The sequence below is a fragment of the Hongsoonwoonella zoysiae genome, from assembly GCF_013266695.1.
Taxonomy (GTDB): Bacteria; Pseudomonadota; Alphaproteobacteria; order Rhizobiales; family Stappiaceae; genus Hongsoonwoonella; species Hongsoonwoonella zoysiae.
Genome location: NZ_JABRXF010000003.1, coordinates 445,870 through 460,152, shown reverse-complemented (window position 1 = coordinate 460,152; position 14,283 = coordinate 445,870). Strand labels below are relative to the sequence as shown.

General features: G+C 60.2%; 15 protein-coding genes. 5 read left to right on the top strand and 10 right to left on the bottom strand.

Annotated features, from left to right (window positions below; all coding sequences use genetic code 11):
- Positions 1 to 183: 183 nt before the first annotated feature.
- Genes HPQ64_RS18515 through HPQ64_RS18505 form a run of 3 tightly spaced genes read left to right on the top strand, consistent with a single transcriptional unit; the run spans position 184 to position 2,382 of the window.
- Positions 184 to 1,551: a selenium-binding family protein gene (locus HPQ64_RS18515; RefSeq protein WP_246270788.1), complete on the top strand. Its 1,368-nt coding sequence runs from the start codon at positions 184 to 186 to the stop codon at positions 1,549 to 1,551.
- The gene (locus HPQ64_RS18510) at positions 1,548 to 1,916 is read left to right on the top strand and encodes a 2Fe-2S iron-sulfur cluster-binding protein (RefSeq protein ID WP_172890107.1); all 369 of its coding nucleotides are present in this window, start codon (positions 1,548 to 1,550) and stop codon (positions 1,914 to 1,916) included. The genes HPQ64_RS18515 and HPQ64_RS18510 overlap by 4 nt, the downstream gene beginning before the upstream one ends.
- A gap of 1 nt (position 1,917) precedes the next feature.
- The gene (locus HPQ64_RS18505) at positions 1,918 to 2,382 is read left to right on the top strand and encodes a CoA-binding protein (protein WP_172890106.1); all 465 of its coding nucleotides are present in this window, start codon (positions 1,918 to 1,920) and stop codon (positions 2,380 to 2,382) included.
- A 96-nt stretch (positions 2,383 to 2,478) separates the two neighbouring features.
- Here HPQ64_RS18505 and HPQ64_RS18500 read toward each other — a convergent pair whose 3' ends face one another.
- Both HPQ64_RS18500 and HPQ64_RS18495 read right to left on the bottom strand, forming a co-directional pair.
- Positions 2,479 to 3,081, bottom strand: a complete 603-nt coding sequence (locus HPQ64_RS18500) for a LysE family translocator (RefSeq protein ID WP_172890105.1) — start codon at positions 3,079 to 3,081, stop codon at positions 2,479 to 2,481.
- Between the two features lie 2 nt (positions 3,082 to 3,083).
- Positions 3,084 to 4,193, bottom strand: coding sequence for a glutathione S-transferase C-terminal domain-containing protein (locus tag HPQ64_RS18495; protein ID WP_172890104.1), 1,110 nt, complete (start codon positions 4,191 to 4,193; stop codon positions 3,084 to 3,086).
- On the opposite strand from HPQ64_RS18495, the gene HPQ64_RS18490 reads away from it, so the two are divergent.
- Positions 4,192 to 5,085 (top strand): LysR substrate-binding domain-containing protein, encoded by an 894-nt coding sequence (locus HPQ64_RS18490; RefSeq protein WP_172890103.1) that lies wholly within the window; start codon positions 4,192 to 4,194, stop codon positions 5,083 to 5,085. The genes HPQ64_RS18495 and HPQ64_RS18490 overlap by 2 nt on opposite strands.
- 23 nt (positions 5,086 to 5,108) lie before the next feature.
- On the opposite strand, the gene HPQ64_RS18485 is transcribed toward HPQ64_RS18490, so the two are convergent.
- Positions 5,109 to 6,083 (bottom strand): DnaJ C-terminal domain-containing protein, encoded by a 975-nt coding sequence (locus HPQ64_RS18485; protein WP_172890410.1) that lies wholly within the window; start codon positions 6,081 to 6,083, stop codon positions 5,109 to 5,111.
- 165 nt (positions 6,084 to 6,248) lie between these two features.
- Complete coding sequence (locus HPQ64_RS18480) at positions 6,249 to 6,782, bottom strand: RT0821/Lpp0805 family surface protein (RefSeq protein WP_172890102.1); 534 nt, start codon at positions 6,780 to 6,782, stop codon at positions 6,249 to 6,251.
- A gap of 76 nt (positions 6,783 to 6,858) precedes the next feature.
- Here HPQ64_RS18480 and pdxH point away from each other — a divergent pair, with 76 nt between their 5' ends.
- Positions 6,859 to 7,497, top strand: coding sequence for a pyridoxamine 5'-phosphate oxidase (gene pdxH, locus HPQ64_RS18475; protein WP_172890101.1), 639 nt, complete (start codon positions 6,859 to 6,861; stop codon positions 7,495 to 7,497).
- A 7-nt stretch (positions 7,498 to 7,504) separates the two neighbouring features.
- On the opposite strand, the gene HPQ64_RS18470 is transcribed toward pdxH, so the two are convergent.
- From HPQ64_RS18470 to HPQ64_RS18445, 6 genes are all read right to left on the bottom strand, one after another.
- Positions 7,505 to 8,479 (bottom strand): magnesium transporter CorA family protein, encoded by a 975-nt coding sequence (locus tag HPQ64_RS18470; protein ID WP_172890100.1) that lies wholly within the window; start codon positions 8,477 to 8,479, stop codon positions 7,505 to 7,507.
- A 315-nt stretch (positions 8,480 to 8,794) separates the two neighbouring features.
- A complete protein-coding gene (locus HPQ64_RS18465) occupies positions 8,795 to 8,944 on the bottom strand; it encodes a hypothetical protein (protein WP_172890099.1) in 150 nt (49 codons plus the stop codon).
- A 323-nt stretch (positions 8,945 to 9,267) separates the two neighbouring features.
- Positions 9,268 to 10,650 (bottom strand): aspartate aminotransferase family protein, encoded by a 1,383-nt coding sequence (locus HPQ64_RS18460; protein ID WP_172890098.1) that lies wholly within the window; start codon positions 10,648 to 10,650, stop codon positions 9,268 to 9,270.
- A 26-nt stretch (positions 10,651 to 10,676) separates the two neighbouring features.
- A complete protein-coding gene (locus HPQ64_RS18455) occupies positions 10,677 to 11,645 on the bottom strand; it encodes a DUF1499 domain-containing protein (protein WP_172890097.1) in 969 nt (322 codons plus the stop codon).
- A gap of 115 nt (positions 11,646 to 11,760) precedes the next feature.
- Positions 11,761 to 13,383 (bottom strand): long-chain-fatty-acid--CoA ligase, encoded by a 1,623-nt coding sequence (locus HPQ64_RS18450; RefSeq protein ID WP_172890409.1) that lies wholly within the window; start codon positions 13,381 to 13,383, stop codon positions 11,761 to 11,763.
- Between the two features lie 113 nt (positions 13,384 to 13,496).
- The gene (locus HPQ64_RS18445) at positions 13,497 to 14,204 is read right to left on the bottom strand and encodes an HAD family hydrolase (RefSeq protein ID WP_172890096.1); all 708 of its coding nucleotides are present in this window, start codon (positions 14,202 to 14,204) and stop codon (positions 13,497 to 13,499) included.
- Positions 14,205 to 14,283: the final 79 nt, after the last annotated feature.

Here is a 14,283-nt window from a genome sequence, read left to right as displayed (position 1 = left end):
CGCCGCGATCCGGCCGGCAGCCTCAATCAACCCGGCATCGATCTTTGCGCGAAGGCCGCGCACTTCAGGGCAGTAATAAGCCGGTCCGGGCGCTTCTTTTACTTTACGGCTATTAATCGCATAAAATAGGGTCAAAGAAAATGAGCGGCAGGCTTGAAAATCGCGCCGGACGGAGGAAGCGGCATGGGTGAGAATGGCGGGATGACATGTTGCGGCCCGGGATATGCCAGCCCGGAAGAGGCGATCAGGGCGCCCCGCGAAAAGCTGCTCTATACAATCGCGATTTATACCGGCACGGGAATCCAGAAACCGGACTATCTGGCGACGGTGGATGCGGATCCGGACAGCCCGACCTATTCCCAGGTGATCCACCGGCTGGAAATGCCCGGGATCGGGGATGAGCTGCACCATATGGGATGGAACGCCTGTTCGTCTTGTCATCACGACGGGTCGATGTCGCGCAAATATCTGCTGGTGCCGGGTGTTCGCTCGAACAACATCCATATCGTCGACACCGCCACGGATCCTCGCGCGCCGCGCCTGCACAAGGTTATCGACGGCAGCGAGATCAAGGCGAAGACCAACCTTTCGGGCCCGCACACCGTTCACTGTCTCGGATCAGAGATCATCATCTCGTTCCTGGGCGATGCGATGGGCGAGGCGCCGGGCGGCTATCTGCATCTCAACAAGGATCTCGAGATCGTGGGCCGCTGGGAAAACTCAATGGGCGACATCCCGTTCGGCTATGATTTCTGGTATCAGCCGCGCCACAACGTGATGGTCAGCTCGGAATGGGCCGCTCCCAACACCTTCATGCCGGGCTTCGATCTGGAAGAGGTCGGACACCTGAAATACGGCCGCCGCCTCCATCTCTGGGATTTCGAAAAGCGCGTTCCCGTCGAGACCATGTATCTGGGTGAAGACGGGCTGATTCCGCTTGAAGTCAAGTTCCATCACAACCCGGACAGCACCCATGGGTTCTGCGGTGCGGCGCTTAGTACCAATGTGATCCATTTCTGGAAGAACGGCTCAGGAAAGTGGGAGTGGGAAAAGATCATCGATGTCGGCAATGAGCCGCATCCCGAATGGCCGATCCCGGTTCCGGGCGTGATGTCGGCGATCCTGGTGTCGATGGACGACAAGTATCTTTACCTGAACAACTGGCTGCATGGCGATATGCGCCAGTACGATATAACCGACCCGCACAACCCGAAACTGACCGGTCAGGTCTGGATGGGCGGGCTTCTTGGCAAGGCGCCCGAGGTCAATGGCGTAAGGGTCGCGGGCGGTCCGCAGATGTTCCAACTGTCGCTCGATGGCAGGCGGCTCTATGTCACCACGTCGCTCTTCTCGACCTGGGACAATCAGTTCTATCCTGAAATTCGCAAGCAAGGCGGGGTGATGGTCATGATCGACTGCGATGTCGAAAACGGCGGCATGAAGATCAATGAAGACTTTATCGTCGATTTCGGCAAGGAACCCAACGGCCCAAGCCGCTGCCACGAAACCCGCTATCCAGGCGGCGATTGCACGAGCGATATCTGGCTGTGACCGACACCTGGACAATAACGATCTCCAATCGCGGCGGCGCGGCTTACAAGGTCGACGCCCGCCGCCCCCTGCTCGATACGTTGCGCGAGCAAGGGGTCGATCTCCCCTATGGCTGCAAATATGGCGGTTGCATCACCTGTGCGGCCAAGCTGACTTCTGGTGAAGTCGATCAGCGTCGGCAGGTGGCGCTGAACAACCGTCAGATCAATTATGGCTACGTGGTGCTCTGCGTCGCGCGTCCGCTGTCGGATTGCACGCTCGAGATCGGCGTGGAAAGCCATGACAAACTCTATCGCAATCCGTTTCTCGATCCGCTTGAGCCGCATGAATTGAAAGCGGACATCGCCACACCGAGGGAGGCGTAATATGCCCGAAGCCGATATCGATCGTCTTTATGATTACGCTCCGGAGTATCTGGCGGATATCCTGCGTTCGGTCAAAACCATCGCAATGGTCGGCGCGAGTGCCGACAAGACCAAGTTCAGCTACGGCGTGCTGCGCGTGCTGCATGAAACGGGATACGAGATGCTGCCGGTCAACCCGAATCCGCAGGTGACGGAGATCCGCGGCATCCCGGTTTATCATTCCCTGGAAGAAATTGACCGTCCGGTGGACATGGTCGAGGTGTTCAGACCCAAGGAAGAATTGTACGGCATCGCAGAAAAGGCCATCGCGATCGGGGCCAAGGTGCTCTGGGGTCAAATCGGCGTTTATGACGAACGCGCCGCCAGGCTGGCCGAGGATGCCGGGCTGAAAGTGGTGATGAACCGCTGCCCCAAGATCGAGCTTTTCCGCCCCTTCTGGAAGCCACGGCTCGACTTGCCGATTTGACTCGCTCAGTGCTGATCTGCACAAACTCGCCGTTCCCCGCAACGGGAAGACAGCGGCCCGAATGATCCTTGCCTTGGGCCATCTGGCGAAGAGGGATCAAGGCCATTGATGGACAACGATAGAGACGCAAAATCCCGCAAGACTTAGACCCATGACGACGTCGAAGGCTCGACGGCTGCGGCGTCCTTTCAGCCAGACTTTCAGCGAAGCCCCGGCAACGGACCATGCAAGCAGGCTTGCGGCCGAAATCCATGCCGCCGTCAAAGCCAGCAGGAGCGCAAGTGCCCCATCGTTGGGTACCGAAGCGGCAACGGTCACCGCGAGAACCCAGCCCTTCGGGTTGAGGAACTGGAAAAGGGCCAATCCCGCCGCGGTTTCTACGAATGGGCTTTTTTCCGGGCGCTGGTCATATCGACCGTTGTCCCGAAAAAGCAGATTGATGCTGTGGAAGCCGAGATATGCCGATCCGGCCAACAAAAGAGCACGATTTAGAAAAGGCGTTTCCAGCAGAACCCGGGATACGCCGAACCAGGCGGAGCCGAACAACGACAACCAGCCCAAAATGATGACGAGGACAAGAGGAAGGGCCGCGACCGGGCCGGATTTTGCGGCAACATTGAGGATAATGAAGTTGTTGGGCCCCGGCGTGATGAACGAGACGGCCATCAGGCCGATGACGGCATATAAGGTCATGTCCATCGTCAGTCGGCTTTCTCGGGCAAGGAACGTTCCATAACGTCCAAAGTTTCGTGCCGGGCAAAAACCGTGCGCGAGCCGAGATGGTCTCGCACGGGAGGAGCCAGCCAATCGGCATCGGGCCTTTCGGCGATAATGCGGTGGGGATTTCTGTCGCCATCGTTGAGGTAGTAGCCCGCCAGGATTTCAGAAAAATCGATGGTGTCCGCAATGCCTTCCCACTGATACAGATCCCGCGCATAAGCCCAGAGATTGGGAAAATCGGTCAATCGATAGCGCGTGCACCTGAAGTGCGTCGCATAGACGGCGTCAAACCGGACAAGTGTCGTGAACAGGCGCCAGTCGGTTTCCGTGACCGCCGATCCGAAGAGGTAGCGGCGGGTCTCCAACCGTTTGTCCAGATTTTCCAGAGTATCGAACACGCAAGCAACGGCTTCATTGTAAGCGGCCTGGCTGCGCGCGAGCCCGGCGCGATAGACGCCGTTCGAAAGCCGGGTGTAGATGAGCGCGTTCAGTTTATCGATTTCATGGCGCAGGAACTCAGGGGCCAGCACTACGGCCCCGGCCTTGGGCACATCGTCGAGACCGCGCATGATCTTGGCGGAATCGTTGCTTACGATTTGTTTGTCCTGCCTGTCCCAAATAATGGGAACGGTCGCACGGCCCGAATAGGAAGGATCGCTCTCGACATAGAGTTCGTGGATATGTTGCCTCTTGCCGATTTCTGAGTGAGCCAAAGGGCCGGAGCGATCCAGGGCATACCCCTGGACTCGGGGACCTCCGGCGATCTGGAGAGGGAGATTTTCCTCAAGTCCCTTTAGCGTGCGAGCAATAAGCACGCTGTGCGACCATGGGCAACTGAGCGATGCGACGAGCACAAAGCGACCCGTACCGCCGGCAATCTCCGATCCGATGTCATGCGAAAGGGTATTGTCCGCCGTGCTGCCGGAGCGGGTGAATTCGCCAGAGCCGGATGACCAGTCGTCGTCATCGACCCAGCGTCCATCGATCAAAAACCCCATATTGCCGACCTCATTCATTTGGGTGGAGGTTAGCGATAATTTCACGCGGCAACGGTTCATAGTTCGCCCATTTTGGTCTATTTTTGCGACCATGCAGACTCTGCCGCTCAACATGCTGCGTGCCTTCGCAGCCGTTTACGAAACGGGGGGCGTCCGCTCGGCGGCGCGAATGCTGGGCGTCACGCATTCCGCGGTGAGCCGGCTCGTGAGGGATCTTGAGGCATGGATCGACACGCCGATCATCGAACGCAATAAAGGACAGCGATTGATACGCTTTACCGCCGCGGGCGAAGCCCTGGGACGGGATCTCGTGAAGTCGTTTTCCGGCATAGAAGAGGCAATCCGGTCGATACGGGAAATCCATCCGCCCAACGCCGTTACCATCGAAACGACGCCGTCTTTTGCCGCGCGATGGCTGTTGCCGCGCCTCGGTGATTTCGAGGCCGAGTATCCGTGGATAGAACTCTCGATCATCGTCGATCAACGGATCGGCGATCCAGGCGAGCGAGGGGCCGACCTGGCAATCCGGATGGGAGGAGGCCGATCGGCGAACCCGGCGGGCGAACCGTTGATGGACGATGCGCTTTACCCGGTCATGAGCCCGTCATGCTGGCGCGCGCTTGGAATGCCGTCGGATATCTCAACGCTTGCCAGGGGCAAACTCCTGCACGACCGCGATCCCAGCGCATCTTGGGCAATGTGGAAAGAACGCTTCGGGCCGGACCAACTCGACGTTCGCGCCGGCCCGCGCTTTTCCTCTTCCGACCTTGTGCTCCGCGCGGCGGAGCAGGGGCTCGGGATCGCTCTGGCGCGCCATCGATTGGTCGGCGATGCGCTGGCCACAGGCGCATTGATCCGCCCATTCAGGGACCTGGCTTTGAATTTGCCGGCCGGGATCCGCATGGTATTCGCCCAAGAACGAAGGGATCGGCTGGCGGTGGGAAAAACAATCGGTTGGCTGCGTGCGCAAGCCGCTGAGGGATAAAGATGCGGGCTTCTTAAATCCGCTCAGTCGAACTCCGGCCCGCGCGCGCGGTAGGGCTTCACCTCCCTCCAGGAGAGCATGAGCTTTCGCAGTTCCTCATCCGCGTTTTCGGGCAGAGTGACGCGCAGCGTTACCAGCAGATCGCCACGCCCGCCGGACTTGTTGGGCAGACCCTTGCCCTTGAGGCGCATGGTGCGTCCGCCATTGGAATTTTCCGGCACCTTCAGGTTGACTGCGCCATCAAGCGTCGGCACGCGAACCTTTTCGCCAAGCACCGCCTCATAGAGCGTTATCGGAAGGTCGAGGCGCAGATCATCTCCATCGACCTTGAAGAGCGGATGCGGGATGAGGCGGACCTCGATGATCGCATCGCCCGCGCTGCCGCCGTTCTCGCCGGCAAAGCCCTGACCCTTGAGGCGGATCTTCTCGCCGTCCATCGTGCCCGCCGGCAGCTTCACGTCGAGCGTCTTGCCTGTCGGCAAGGCAACGCGCATGGAGCCGCCGTGAGCCAGCTTTTCAAGCGGCACCTTCACTGTGGCGTTCGCATCCTGTCCGCGCTTCGCGCGAGGCTGCTGGGCAAAGCCCGAACGCGCGCCGGCGCCGGGGCCCGCCCCCGTCCGCCGCCTGCTGCCGAAGCCGCCCAGAATGTCGCCCAGGATATCGTCGAAAGCGCCGCCGCCCGATTGCTCGAAGCGGTAGCCGCGCTGCGCGCCCGCCTTGCGAAATGCGTCGAAATCGGAAAACCCTTCAAAGCCGTGCGCCTGCTGGAAGCGAGGCTTGCCCTCGGCGTCGATCTCGCCACGGTCGAACTGTGCCCGCTTTTCCCTGTCGGCGAGAATGTCATAGGCCTGGGTCGCCTCGGAAAACCGCTCCTGCGCCTTCGGATCGCCCTTGTTCTGGTCGGGGTGATACTTCTTCGCAAGCTTCCGGTAGGCTTTCTTGATATCCGCCTCGCTTGCCGACTTCGGCACGCCGAGCACGGTGTAGGGATCTCTCATCTCGGTTACTGCCATACTATTCCTTACCCCTGCATATACACCGGTCCGCTACCGATGATCCATATGGGGGTTGATAGGAATTAATTCCAGACAGGAAATTGTTCAAGGCCGTGGCGATAAACCACGCTGCATATCGGCCGAATGCCGCCGGAAAAGCAAGCCTCGTCAGGATTTCGCCGTCTCGGCTTCTTCCAGCGTGGCGTCCTTTGCCCGAAGATCGACGATCGTCCAGTTCGTGTTGGCATCCCGGCAGGCGAGGCCGGTATAGGCGCGCACGCCGCCGATGGTGTTCGCCGTCGTCTCGAACCGCGAGCACTCCGTACCGAAGGGAACGCTTTCTTCCTTGAGCGAGATGATCGTCCCCGAATTTCCGCTGACCGGATTGGACCAGGTGAAGGCGGCAGGCCTGGAGACGGAAGTTGGACCGACTGCAAGCGCAAAGGCGATGGCTTTCCGGTCGTCGATGCCGATATCCGCATCGGCGGTATTGTGCGCACCGTCGATGGAGCCGGTAAGATCGAGCGGGGAGGTCACATCGTCGCTGCCGATGTGGGCGGGCATCGAGCCGCAGGCGGCAAGCATGCCGGCAGAGGCGATCAACGCGCCGACACGCAGGCCGCACCGAAACCGGCCCCGACGAATTTGGGCGAAACGGAACTGGCGCATCATGTTCTTCGCGGTATAAGTCGGTATGAGCATCGGCTAGTGGGACCTCCGGGTCCGCAAGGCCGCTTTTCCAGCCTTTTTCTGGCGCCGTGCATTCATGGGAGCCACAATGACGGACAATTCCGAGATTCCGGCAGAACTCTTAACAAACAGTAACTTTGCGGAAGCTGTGAATCCATTCCGGCTGTTCGCAGAATGGTTTGAGGACGCCGGCAAGTCCGAGCCGAACGACCCGAACGCCATGGCGCTGGCCACGGTGGACGAGACGGGACTGCCGAATGTGCGCATGGTTCTCCTGAAGGGCTTCGACGATGCAGGTTTCGTCTTTTATACGAACCTGGAAAGCGCGAAGGGACAGGAAATCCTAGGCCAGAAGAAAGCCGCGCTATGTTTCCACTGGAAATCGCTTCGACGGCAAATTCGCGTACGCGGGGTTGTGGAAGCCGTGCCCGACGAAGAGGCTGACGAATACTACCGCTCGCGCCCGCGCGGCAGCCGCATCGGCGCCTGGGCCTCCAAACAGTCGCGCCCGCTTGAAAGCCGCTTCGCACTGGAAAAGGAAGTGGCGCGCTATACGGCGAAATTCGGATTTGGCGACATTCCCCGGCCTGAGCACTGGTCCGGCTTTCGCATCCTTCCCCTCCAGATCGAATTCTGGCACGACCGCCCTTTCCGCCTGCACGACAGGATCGTCTTCAGGCGGGATACGCCAGAGGGCAAGTGGGAGAAGCTGCGTCTCTACCCCTGAGGCGCAGCTACAGTAACTTTCGCCAGCGGAAGAACAGGAAGGTCAGAAAGACCGACAGCACCATGACGCCGATCGAGAAGGGATAGCCGTAGGCCCAGTGCAGTTCCGGCATCCTCTCGAAATTCATGCCGTAGATGGAGGCGATCAAGGTTGGCGGCAGGAAGATGACGGCGAGCACCGAGAAGATCTTGATGATCTGGTTTTGCTCCAGCGTGACGAGGCCAACGGTGGCATCGAGCAGGAAATTCAGCTTGTTGTCGAGCGAATCCGCATGCTCGCGGATCGAGTGAATGTCTCGACCGAGCGACTTGCAGGCAGCCTGCTGATCCGGCGTCATCGCCACCGTCTTGCGGTGGAGCGACAGAAACAGGAGCAGGCGGGACATGGTGGCGCAGACGTCATGCATCCTGGCCACCTTTAACCCGATCTGGCCGATCGCCCGGATAGCATCCTTGTAGTCCTGGCTTTTTCGTGCGCTTATGCGGCCTTCAAACACATTCAGCGACATGGCGTCGAATTCCGCTGACGCCTTCTCCACCTCGTCGGCCGCGCGATCGATTATCGCGTCGAGCAGCAGGAACATTGCGCCCGGGCCGGTGTGGGGAACGGTGGTGTCGACCTGGGCGCGTTTGGTGCTCATGGCAACGGAGGTGGATTCTCCATGGCGCACGGTGACCAGGCGGCGCGCGTTGAGAACGAAGGTGAGCGAGGAAATTTTCAAATCCGGCTCCCGCACGGCCATGGGCATGACCATCGTCATGACAAGCGCCCCCGCTTCCTCGTAGAGCCGCTCGGACGTCTCGATCTGCGACATTTCCTGGGCGGTGGGAATGTGAGCGCCGATCAGCTTTTCCGCTTTCTCGCGCTCTTCGTTGGTGGGTTTGTAAAGGTCTATCCAAAGGGCGGTGGTCGGCACCGGGCTTCCCTCGGCGACCTGCACGCGCTCCATTCCGGAGGTCGATGGGAGGTAGGCCGTTATCATCGCGATTGTCCCCGGCTGCGATTCGGCATTCACCACAGTTTCAGGGCAAAAGCGGCGGCGGAAAAGGGGGAGGGAAAAATACGCATCGCCCCGCAGACCGGTCCGGGATCGGCCGGTTTCAAGTTGGCCGCGAATGCGGCCTATCCCAGGCCAGGGCGTAGGGTCATCTTCTGAGCGGGCGCGAGACGCCCGGAGGCCTGCTCAAGGTAATGTTCCTGGAGCGATTTCCTGTCGAACGGTCGAACCCGGCCGGTCAGAAAGCGCTCCGGGGCCGTGGCCTGTCGTGCGAACCGTCATGCCCGTACGAAACAGGCTTCAGTGCTTCGACGACTTCGCCTTCACGGGAGCCACACTCTTGCGGCAGAGCGTCGCTGCGGTAATTGCCTGGATGCCGACTGGCTTGTAGAGCTTTTGCAGCTCCGGTCGCGGGCCCTGCTCATCCGATTTCTTGACTTGCGCACTCATAACTACAGTCCGTTTCTTGCCGCTTCATACGGCGTTGGTATTGCCGCCGGGCTTTCGCGGTGCGGGCCGGAGCCTCCATTCCAGTCTTCCGCTGCCGTTCCTTCGCCGACGAATCCGTCTCTTGACGGTGCGGCTGCACACATCGTGTGCAATCTTGGCAAATGTAAGGATGACGCCTACCTTTGCCGCGATGCCAGTCACAATCTTTATCGTATTGTTACAATTCGGTATTTCCTGACGGTTAACGAAGCAAAAGACCGGCCACATTACGGGCGCGCCGTAGTTCGACGCCTGAATGACGAGATTTGAGAAAAAACAGATTCTTATACCTGGCGCAGGTTGTTTCGCTTCACCGTCGCCTCGGTATCGTCGAGCGCCTTTTCCAGGCTGTCGAACAACTCCGAAAGCTCTTCACTTGTGATGACCATCGGAGGGCAAAGGGCGATCGTGTCGCCGATGGCGCGCAGGATCGCGCCGTGGTTTTCCAGATGCTTGGCGCAAATGCCACCGACAGCGTGATTCGCGGCGAAGGGACGTTTCGTCGCCTTGTCCGCAACAAGCTCCACGCCGCCGACGAGCCCTTTGAAACGTACTTCGCCTACGACCGGATGATCGCGCAGACGCTCCAGACGCTCCTGGAAATATGGCGCAAGGGCACGGACGCGGGCGAGGATGTCGCGGCTCTGATAAATCTCGATGGCCTTGACGCCGAGCGCGCAGCCAAGCGGATGCCCGCCGTATGTGAAGCCGTGGCCGAAGACGCCGATTTTCGCCGATTCCTCGACGAAGGCCTGGTAAAGGTCATCGGAGATCATGACCGCGCCGAGCGGGGCGTAAGCGGAGGTGAGCTGCTTTGCGACCGAAACGGTGTCCGGCGCGATGCCGAAGGTCTCGCTTCCCCACCAGTTGCCGGTGCGCCCGAAACCGGTGATCACCTCATCCGCGATGAAAAGGATATCGTGCTCGGTAAGCACCGCCTGCACCGCCTCGAAATATCCCGCCGGCGGTACGATGACGCCGCCGGCACCCATGATAGGCTCGGCAATGAAAGCCGCGATCGTGTCCGGCCCCTCACGTGCGATGAGATCTTCGAGGTTTCGCACGATACGGGCAGTGAATTCCTGCTCCGTTTCGCCGGGTTCGCCGAAGCGATAGTGATGCGGGCAATCGGTATGCAGGATCCGGTCGACCGGAAGGTCGAAATCGCAGTGGTTGTTGGGCAGGCCCGTGAGCGAGGCCGATACGATCGTCACCCCGTGATAGGCCTTCTGGCGCGAGATGATCTTTTTCTTCTCCGGCCGGCCTCGGGCATTATTGTAGTACCAAGCAAGCTTCACCTGGGTATCGTTGGCTTCCGAGCCAGATGAGGTGAAGAACACCTTGGAAGCCTCGAAAGGGGCTATTTCCTTCAGTTTTTCGGCAAGCTCGATCGCCGGCTCCACGCTCTTACCGCCAAAAAGGTGGTAATAGGGGAGGCGGTCGAGCTGCTCCTTCGCAGCTTCGATCAACTCCTTGTCGCCGAAGCCGAGGCCGGCGCACCACAGCCCAGACATGCCCTCGATATAACGCTTTCCCTGCGTATCGTAGACATACACGCCCTCGCCATGGTCAAGCACCAATGGACCCGTTTCACGCAGCTTGTGAAGGGGGGTATAGGGGTGAAGAAGAGCTTCCACGTCGCGCGTCTGAACATTGGTCAGCGGCATTCTCGTCATCCTTTCGGGAAAAAGGTTTAGCCCTCGGCTGGCTCGTCAACGTAAATCTCGCGAAGATCCTCCGGAAATTCCTCCAGAGGGTCGATCAACTCGCCGTCTGTCTCCTGCTCGCCCGGTGCAGGCTTTACGACCGGCAAGGGCGGCGGGCCGAGGCGCTCCTCATAGGGAACTTCGGAGAGCAGGGGCAATTCGGGCGGTGGGGGAGGTGCCTCCTCGTCTTCGGAGATGGGCTCAAGCGCTCCGAAAGCTTCGAGCAGTACGGCATCGAGATCTTCCTGGAAGATCCGGATGCGCTCGGCATTGGCGCCGAGATCGTGCTCGCCGACAAGGGACGCGGAACGTACATCAAGGCGGGCGCCGAAGGGATCCGGTTCGACGCGGATTGCGATATAATCCGTAAAGCCAAAAAGCAGCGTTCGCACTTCCGCCTGGATCCGGCTTGGCACGCCCCGCAAGTCCGGCGGGGTTTGGGAGGTGACCGTCCAGCCGTTTCGCTCCACCACCTGCCGGGCGGCGTTGTGAAGTTCCTCCGGCAATACCCGGAAACGACGGGGGACGAGGTCGGAATAGGCCTCCCGCTGCAACTGCCTGTCGGCTTCGCTCGGTTCGGGCCGGTCATAATCCACAAGCATCGGCGGATTTTCGATGTCGGTGCTGATGTCGGCAAGCCTGGGGTAGGCGAGAAGGCCGTAAAGCCCGAAGCTGAGTGGCACGAGCGCAATTCCACCGTAAATCACGCCGCGTACCGCGGCACTCCAGCCGACGCCGCCCTTTTCCCAAAGCGAGACAAGCGCGATTAGGCTCGCGACGACGGCGACGGCACCGAGCGCGAAGCCGAATGCCATGATTGGCAGGAGCTCGATTTCCGAAATCATGCCGGCACGATGAGCCAGGGCGCCAACCACCAGCACGGGCACGGCGAAGAGGCCGGCCCGATAGCCGATCCGCGCCGTCCTGGGCCGGCGAATGGGAATGTGCTTATGCATGCTCCGCCCGTGCAAACAACCGCCCCGGCGTCCCTTCGTACAGGCAAACCGCGAGGAAACATCGTGGCATCACGACCGTTTAGCACGTTTGCGAAGCACGCTGGAAGCCTTCGGCCTAATCCGGGAAGGAATAATCCGAGAACTGCTCGCGGAGCTTTGTCTTCTTAATCTTGCCCGTCGCCGTATGCGGGATTTCATCAACTATTACGACGTCGTTGGGCATCCACCATTTGGCGATCTTGCCGTCCATGAAGGCAAGCACATCCGCCTTGTCCGGCGATTTTCCCTCACGCGGAACGATGACGAGCAGAGGCCGCTCGTCCCACTTGGGATGCGCCACGCCGATCACCGCGGCTTCGGCGACATCGGGATGGCCGACGGCGATGTTTTCGAGATCGATCGTGGAAATCCACTCCCCGCCCGACTTGATCACGTCCTTGGCGCGGTCGGTGATCTGCATGTAGCCGAACTCGTCGATGTGAGCGACGTCGCCGGTGTCGAAATATCCCTCGTCGTCGAGGATTTCGCCGCCGTCGCCCTTGAAATAGGAGCTTGCGACGGCTGGCCCGCGAACCTTCAACCTGCCGAACGTCCTGCCGTCCCAGGGCCTGGGATTGCCATCGTCGTCAGTGATCTTCATTTCCACGCCGAAGGGGGCGTGCCCCTGTTTTTCCTGAATGTCGAGAAGTGCGGAACCATCGACATCAGCAACTTCCGGCTTCAACGTGCAGACGGAACCGATCGGGCTCATCTCCGTCATGCCCCAGGCATGCATGACGCGGACATTGTAGACGTTCTCGAATTTCTCCGTCATCGCGCGCGGGCAGGCGGAGCCGCCGATCACCACGCGTTCGAGCCAGGGAAGCGTCATTCCGGTCGTTTCCAGGTATTGCAGCAGCATCAGCCAGACGGTGGGGACGGCTGCGGTGAGCGTTACGTGTTCTCTATCAAGCAGTTCCCAGATCGCCTCGCCGTCCATCCGCGGGCCCGGAAGGACGAGGGCGGACCCGGCCATCGGCGCGCTGAATGCGAGCGACCAACCGTTGGCGTGAAAAAGTGGAACAACCGGCATGACCCGGTCACGGGAGGAAAGGCCCAGCATATCGGGCACGCTGGCCGACATCGCATGGAGCACGTTGGAGCGGTGCGAATAGACGACACCCTTCGGATTTCCCGTCGTGCCGGAGGTGTAGCACATGCCGGCGGCGGCGCGCTCGTCAAGCGCTTTCCACGCGAAATCGCCATCGACTTCCGCCAGCCACTCTTCGTAAGGGACGGCGGGGAGCGAGGTGCCCGGCATGTGGGCAGCGTTTGTCAGCACCACGACGAGTTCGATCGTCTTCAACTGCGGCCAGATGTTCTCCAGGAGGGGAACGAAGGTCGAGTCGACCAAGATCAGCCGGTCTTCGGCGTGGTTGACGATCCAGGCAATCTGATCGGGGAACAGGCGCGGATTGACGGTATGATAAATGCCGCCGACGCCCATGACACCGTACCAGGCTTCCATATGACGCCATGTGTTCCAGGCAAGGGTCGCCGCCCGCTCGCCTTCCTTCAGGCCCCATTTTTCCAGCCGCTTGGCAAGCCGCAAGGCGCGGGCGCGCAATTCACGATAGGTCGTGCGGTGAATTTCACCTTCGACGCTGCGGGAGACGATGTCCCGGTTCGGATGCTGGATCGCCGCATGGTCGAGAATGCGGTTGCAGGTGAGCGGCCAGTCCTGCATCAGGCCCGGCATGGCGGGTGAAGGCATGGGCAGTCTCCTCGGGAAGGCCGGCCTCGGTTCGGTGGGGCCGTCGTTTTTCGAAATCTATGTGCCGAAGGAGAAGCCTGTCCAGTGAATCCCTCGCCTTATGTCCTCAAACTCTCGATCCAGAAGCAGCCATCGGTAAGGCTATCGGCCACGTGATCCGCGTGAGGAAGGAGGACATCGCGGCCGGTGGGCCCGGTCGTAACCGCCAACGTCCGGGTACCGGCCGCCCGGCCGGCGTGCATGTCGTGCAAGCTGTCGCCGACCATCACCACTTCGCCCGGCAAGACGCGTGCGGCTTCGCAGAACGCGTGGACCATGCCGGGATCCGGCTTCGCCCCGTGGCCGCTGTCATAGCCATAGAGATGGGGAAACCTTTCGGCGATGCCCATCGCCTGCAACTGGGCCCTGGCTGACACCTCTGCATCGTTCGTGGCGATGCCGAGCACGATATCTTGGCCGGCAAGGCGGTCAAGCACATGGATGAGATCGTCGAACGGCGAGACATGGTCGAGGCTGAAGCGGCCAAGCGCCTCGTCCATCTCCCTCAAAAAGGCCTGACTGTCGGACAGCCCGAGAATTTCAACCCAGGCATCGATGAAATCGTCGTTCGTTCCCGCGATGGCGCGTGAACCCGGAAGGAAGGTGCGATTTTCAAGGTCGTATTCGCAAGCCTCGCTCAGGCGCAGCATCTGCGTCCAGTCCTTTCCTGTAACCTCTTCGATCAAGGCATGAAAAGTCGGTGCCCATGTCTTGTGAAAATCGACGAGCGTTCCGTCCTTGTCGAAAAGAACCGCGCGAATGGACATGCTGGCAAAATCCTTCTCGATCGCGGCAAATTGCCGATCGATTACAAATTCCCGAAAAGCTTCCGATGACAAGCAAATT

What these genes read in the sequence shown, in the direction of transcription:
- HPQ64_RS18500 (WP_172890105.1), bottom strand. Translation starts at nt 3,081, where the DNA reads ATGGACATGACCTTATATGCCGTCATCGGCCTGATGGCCGTCTCGTTC.
- HPQ64_RS18450 (WP_172890409.1), bottom strand. Translation starts at nt 13,383, where the DNA reads ATGCCGGGCCTGATGCAGGACTGGCCGCTCACCTGCAACCGCATTCTC.
- HPQ64_RS18515 (WP_246270788.1), top strand. Translation starts at nt 184, where the DNA reads ATGGGTGAGAATGGCGGGATGACATGTTGCGGCCCGGGATATGCCAGC.
- HPQ64_RS18505 (WP_172890106.1), top strand. Translation starts at nt 1,918, where the DNA reads ATGCCCGAAGCCGATATCGATCGTCTTTATGATTACGCTCCGGAGTAT.
- HPQ64_RS18485 (WP_172890410.1), bottom strand. Translation starts at nt 6,083, where the DNA reads ATGAGAGATCCCTACACCGTGCTCGGCGTGCCGAAGTCGGCAAGCGAG.
- HPQ64_RS18465 (WP_172890099.1), bottom strand. Translation starts at nt 8,944, where the DNA reads ATGAGTGCGCAAGTCAAGAAATCGGATGAGCAGGGCCCGCGACCGGAG.
- HPQ64_RS18445 (WP_172890096.1), bottom strand. Translation starts at nt 14,204, where the DNA reads ATGTCCATTCGCGCGGTTCTTTTCGACAAGGACGGAACGCTCGTCGAT.
- HPQ64_RS18480 (WP_172890102.1), bottom strand. Translation starts at nt 6,782, where the DNA reads ATGCTCATACCGACTTATACCGCGAAGAACATGATGCGCCAGTTCCGT.
- HPQ64_RS18455 (WP_172890097.1), bottom strand. Translation starts at nt 11,645, where the DNA reads ATGCATAAGCACATTCCCATTCGCCGGCCCAGGACGGCGCGGATCGGC.
- HPQ64_RS18460 (WP_172890098.1), bottom strand. Translation starts at nt 10,650, where the DNA reads ATGCCGCTGACCAATGTTCAGACGCGCGACGTGGAAGCTCTTCTTCAC.
- HPQ64_RS18490 (WP_172890103.1), top strand. Translation starts at nt 4,192, where the DNA reads ATGCAGACTCTGCCGCTCAACATGCTGCGTGCCTTCGCAGCCGTTTAC.
- pdxH (WP_172890101.1), top strand. Translation starts at nt 6,859, where the DNA reads ATGACGGACAATTCCGAGATTCCGGCAGAACTCTTAACAAACAGTAAC.
- HPQ64_RS18495 (WP_172890104.1), bottom strand. Translation starts at nt 4,193, where the DNA reads ATGGTCGCAAAAATAGACCAAAATGGGCGAACTATGAACCGTTGCCGC.
- HPQ64_RS18470 (WP_172890100.1), bottom strand. Translation starts at nt 8,479, where the DNA reads ATGATAACGGCCTACCTCCCATCGACCTCCGGAATGGAGCGCGTGCAG.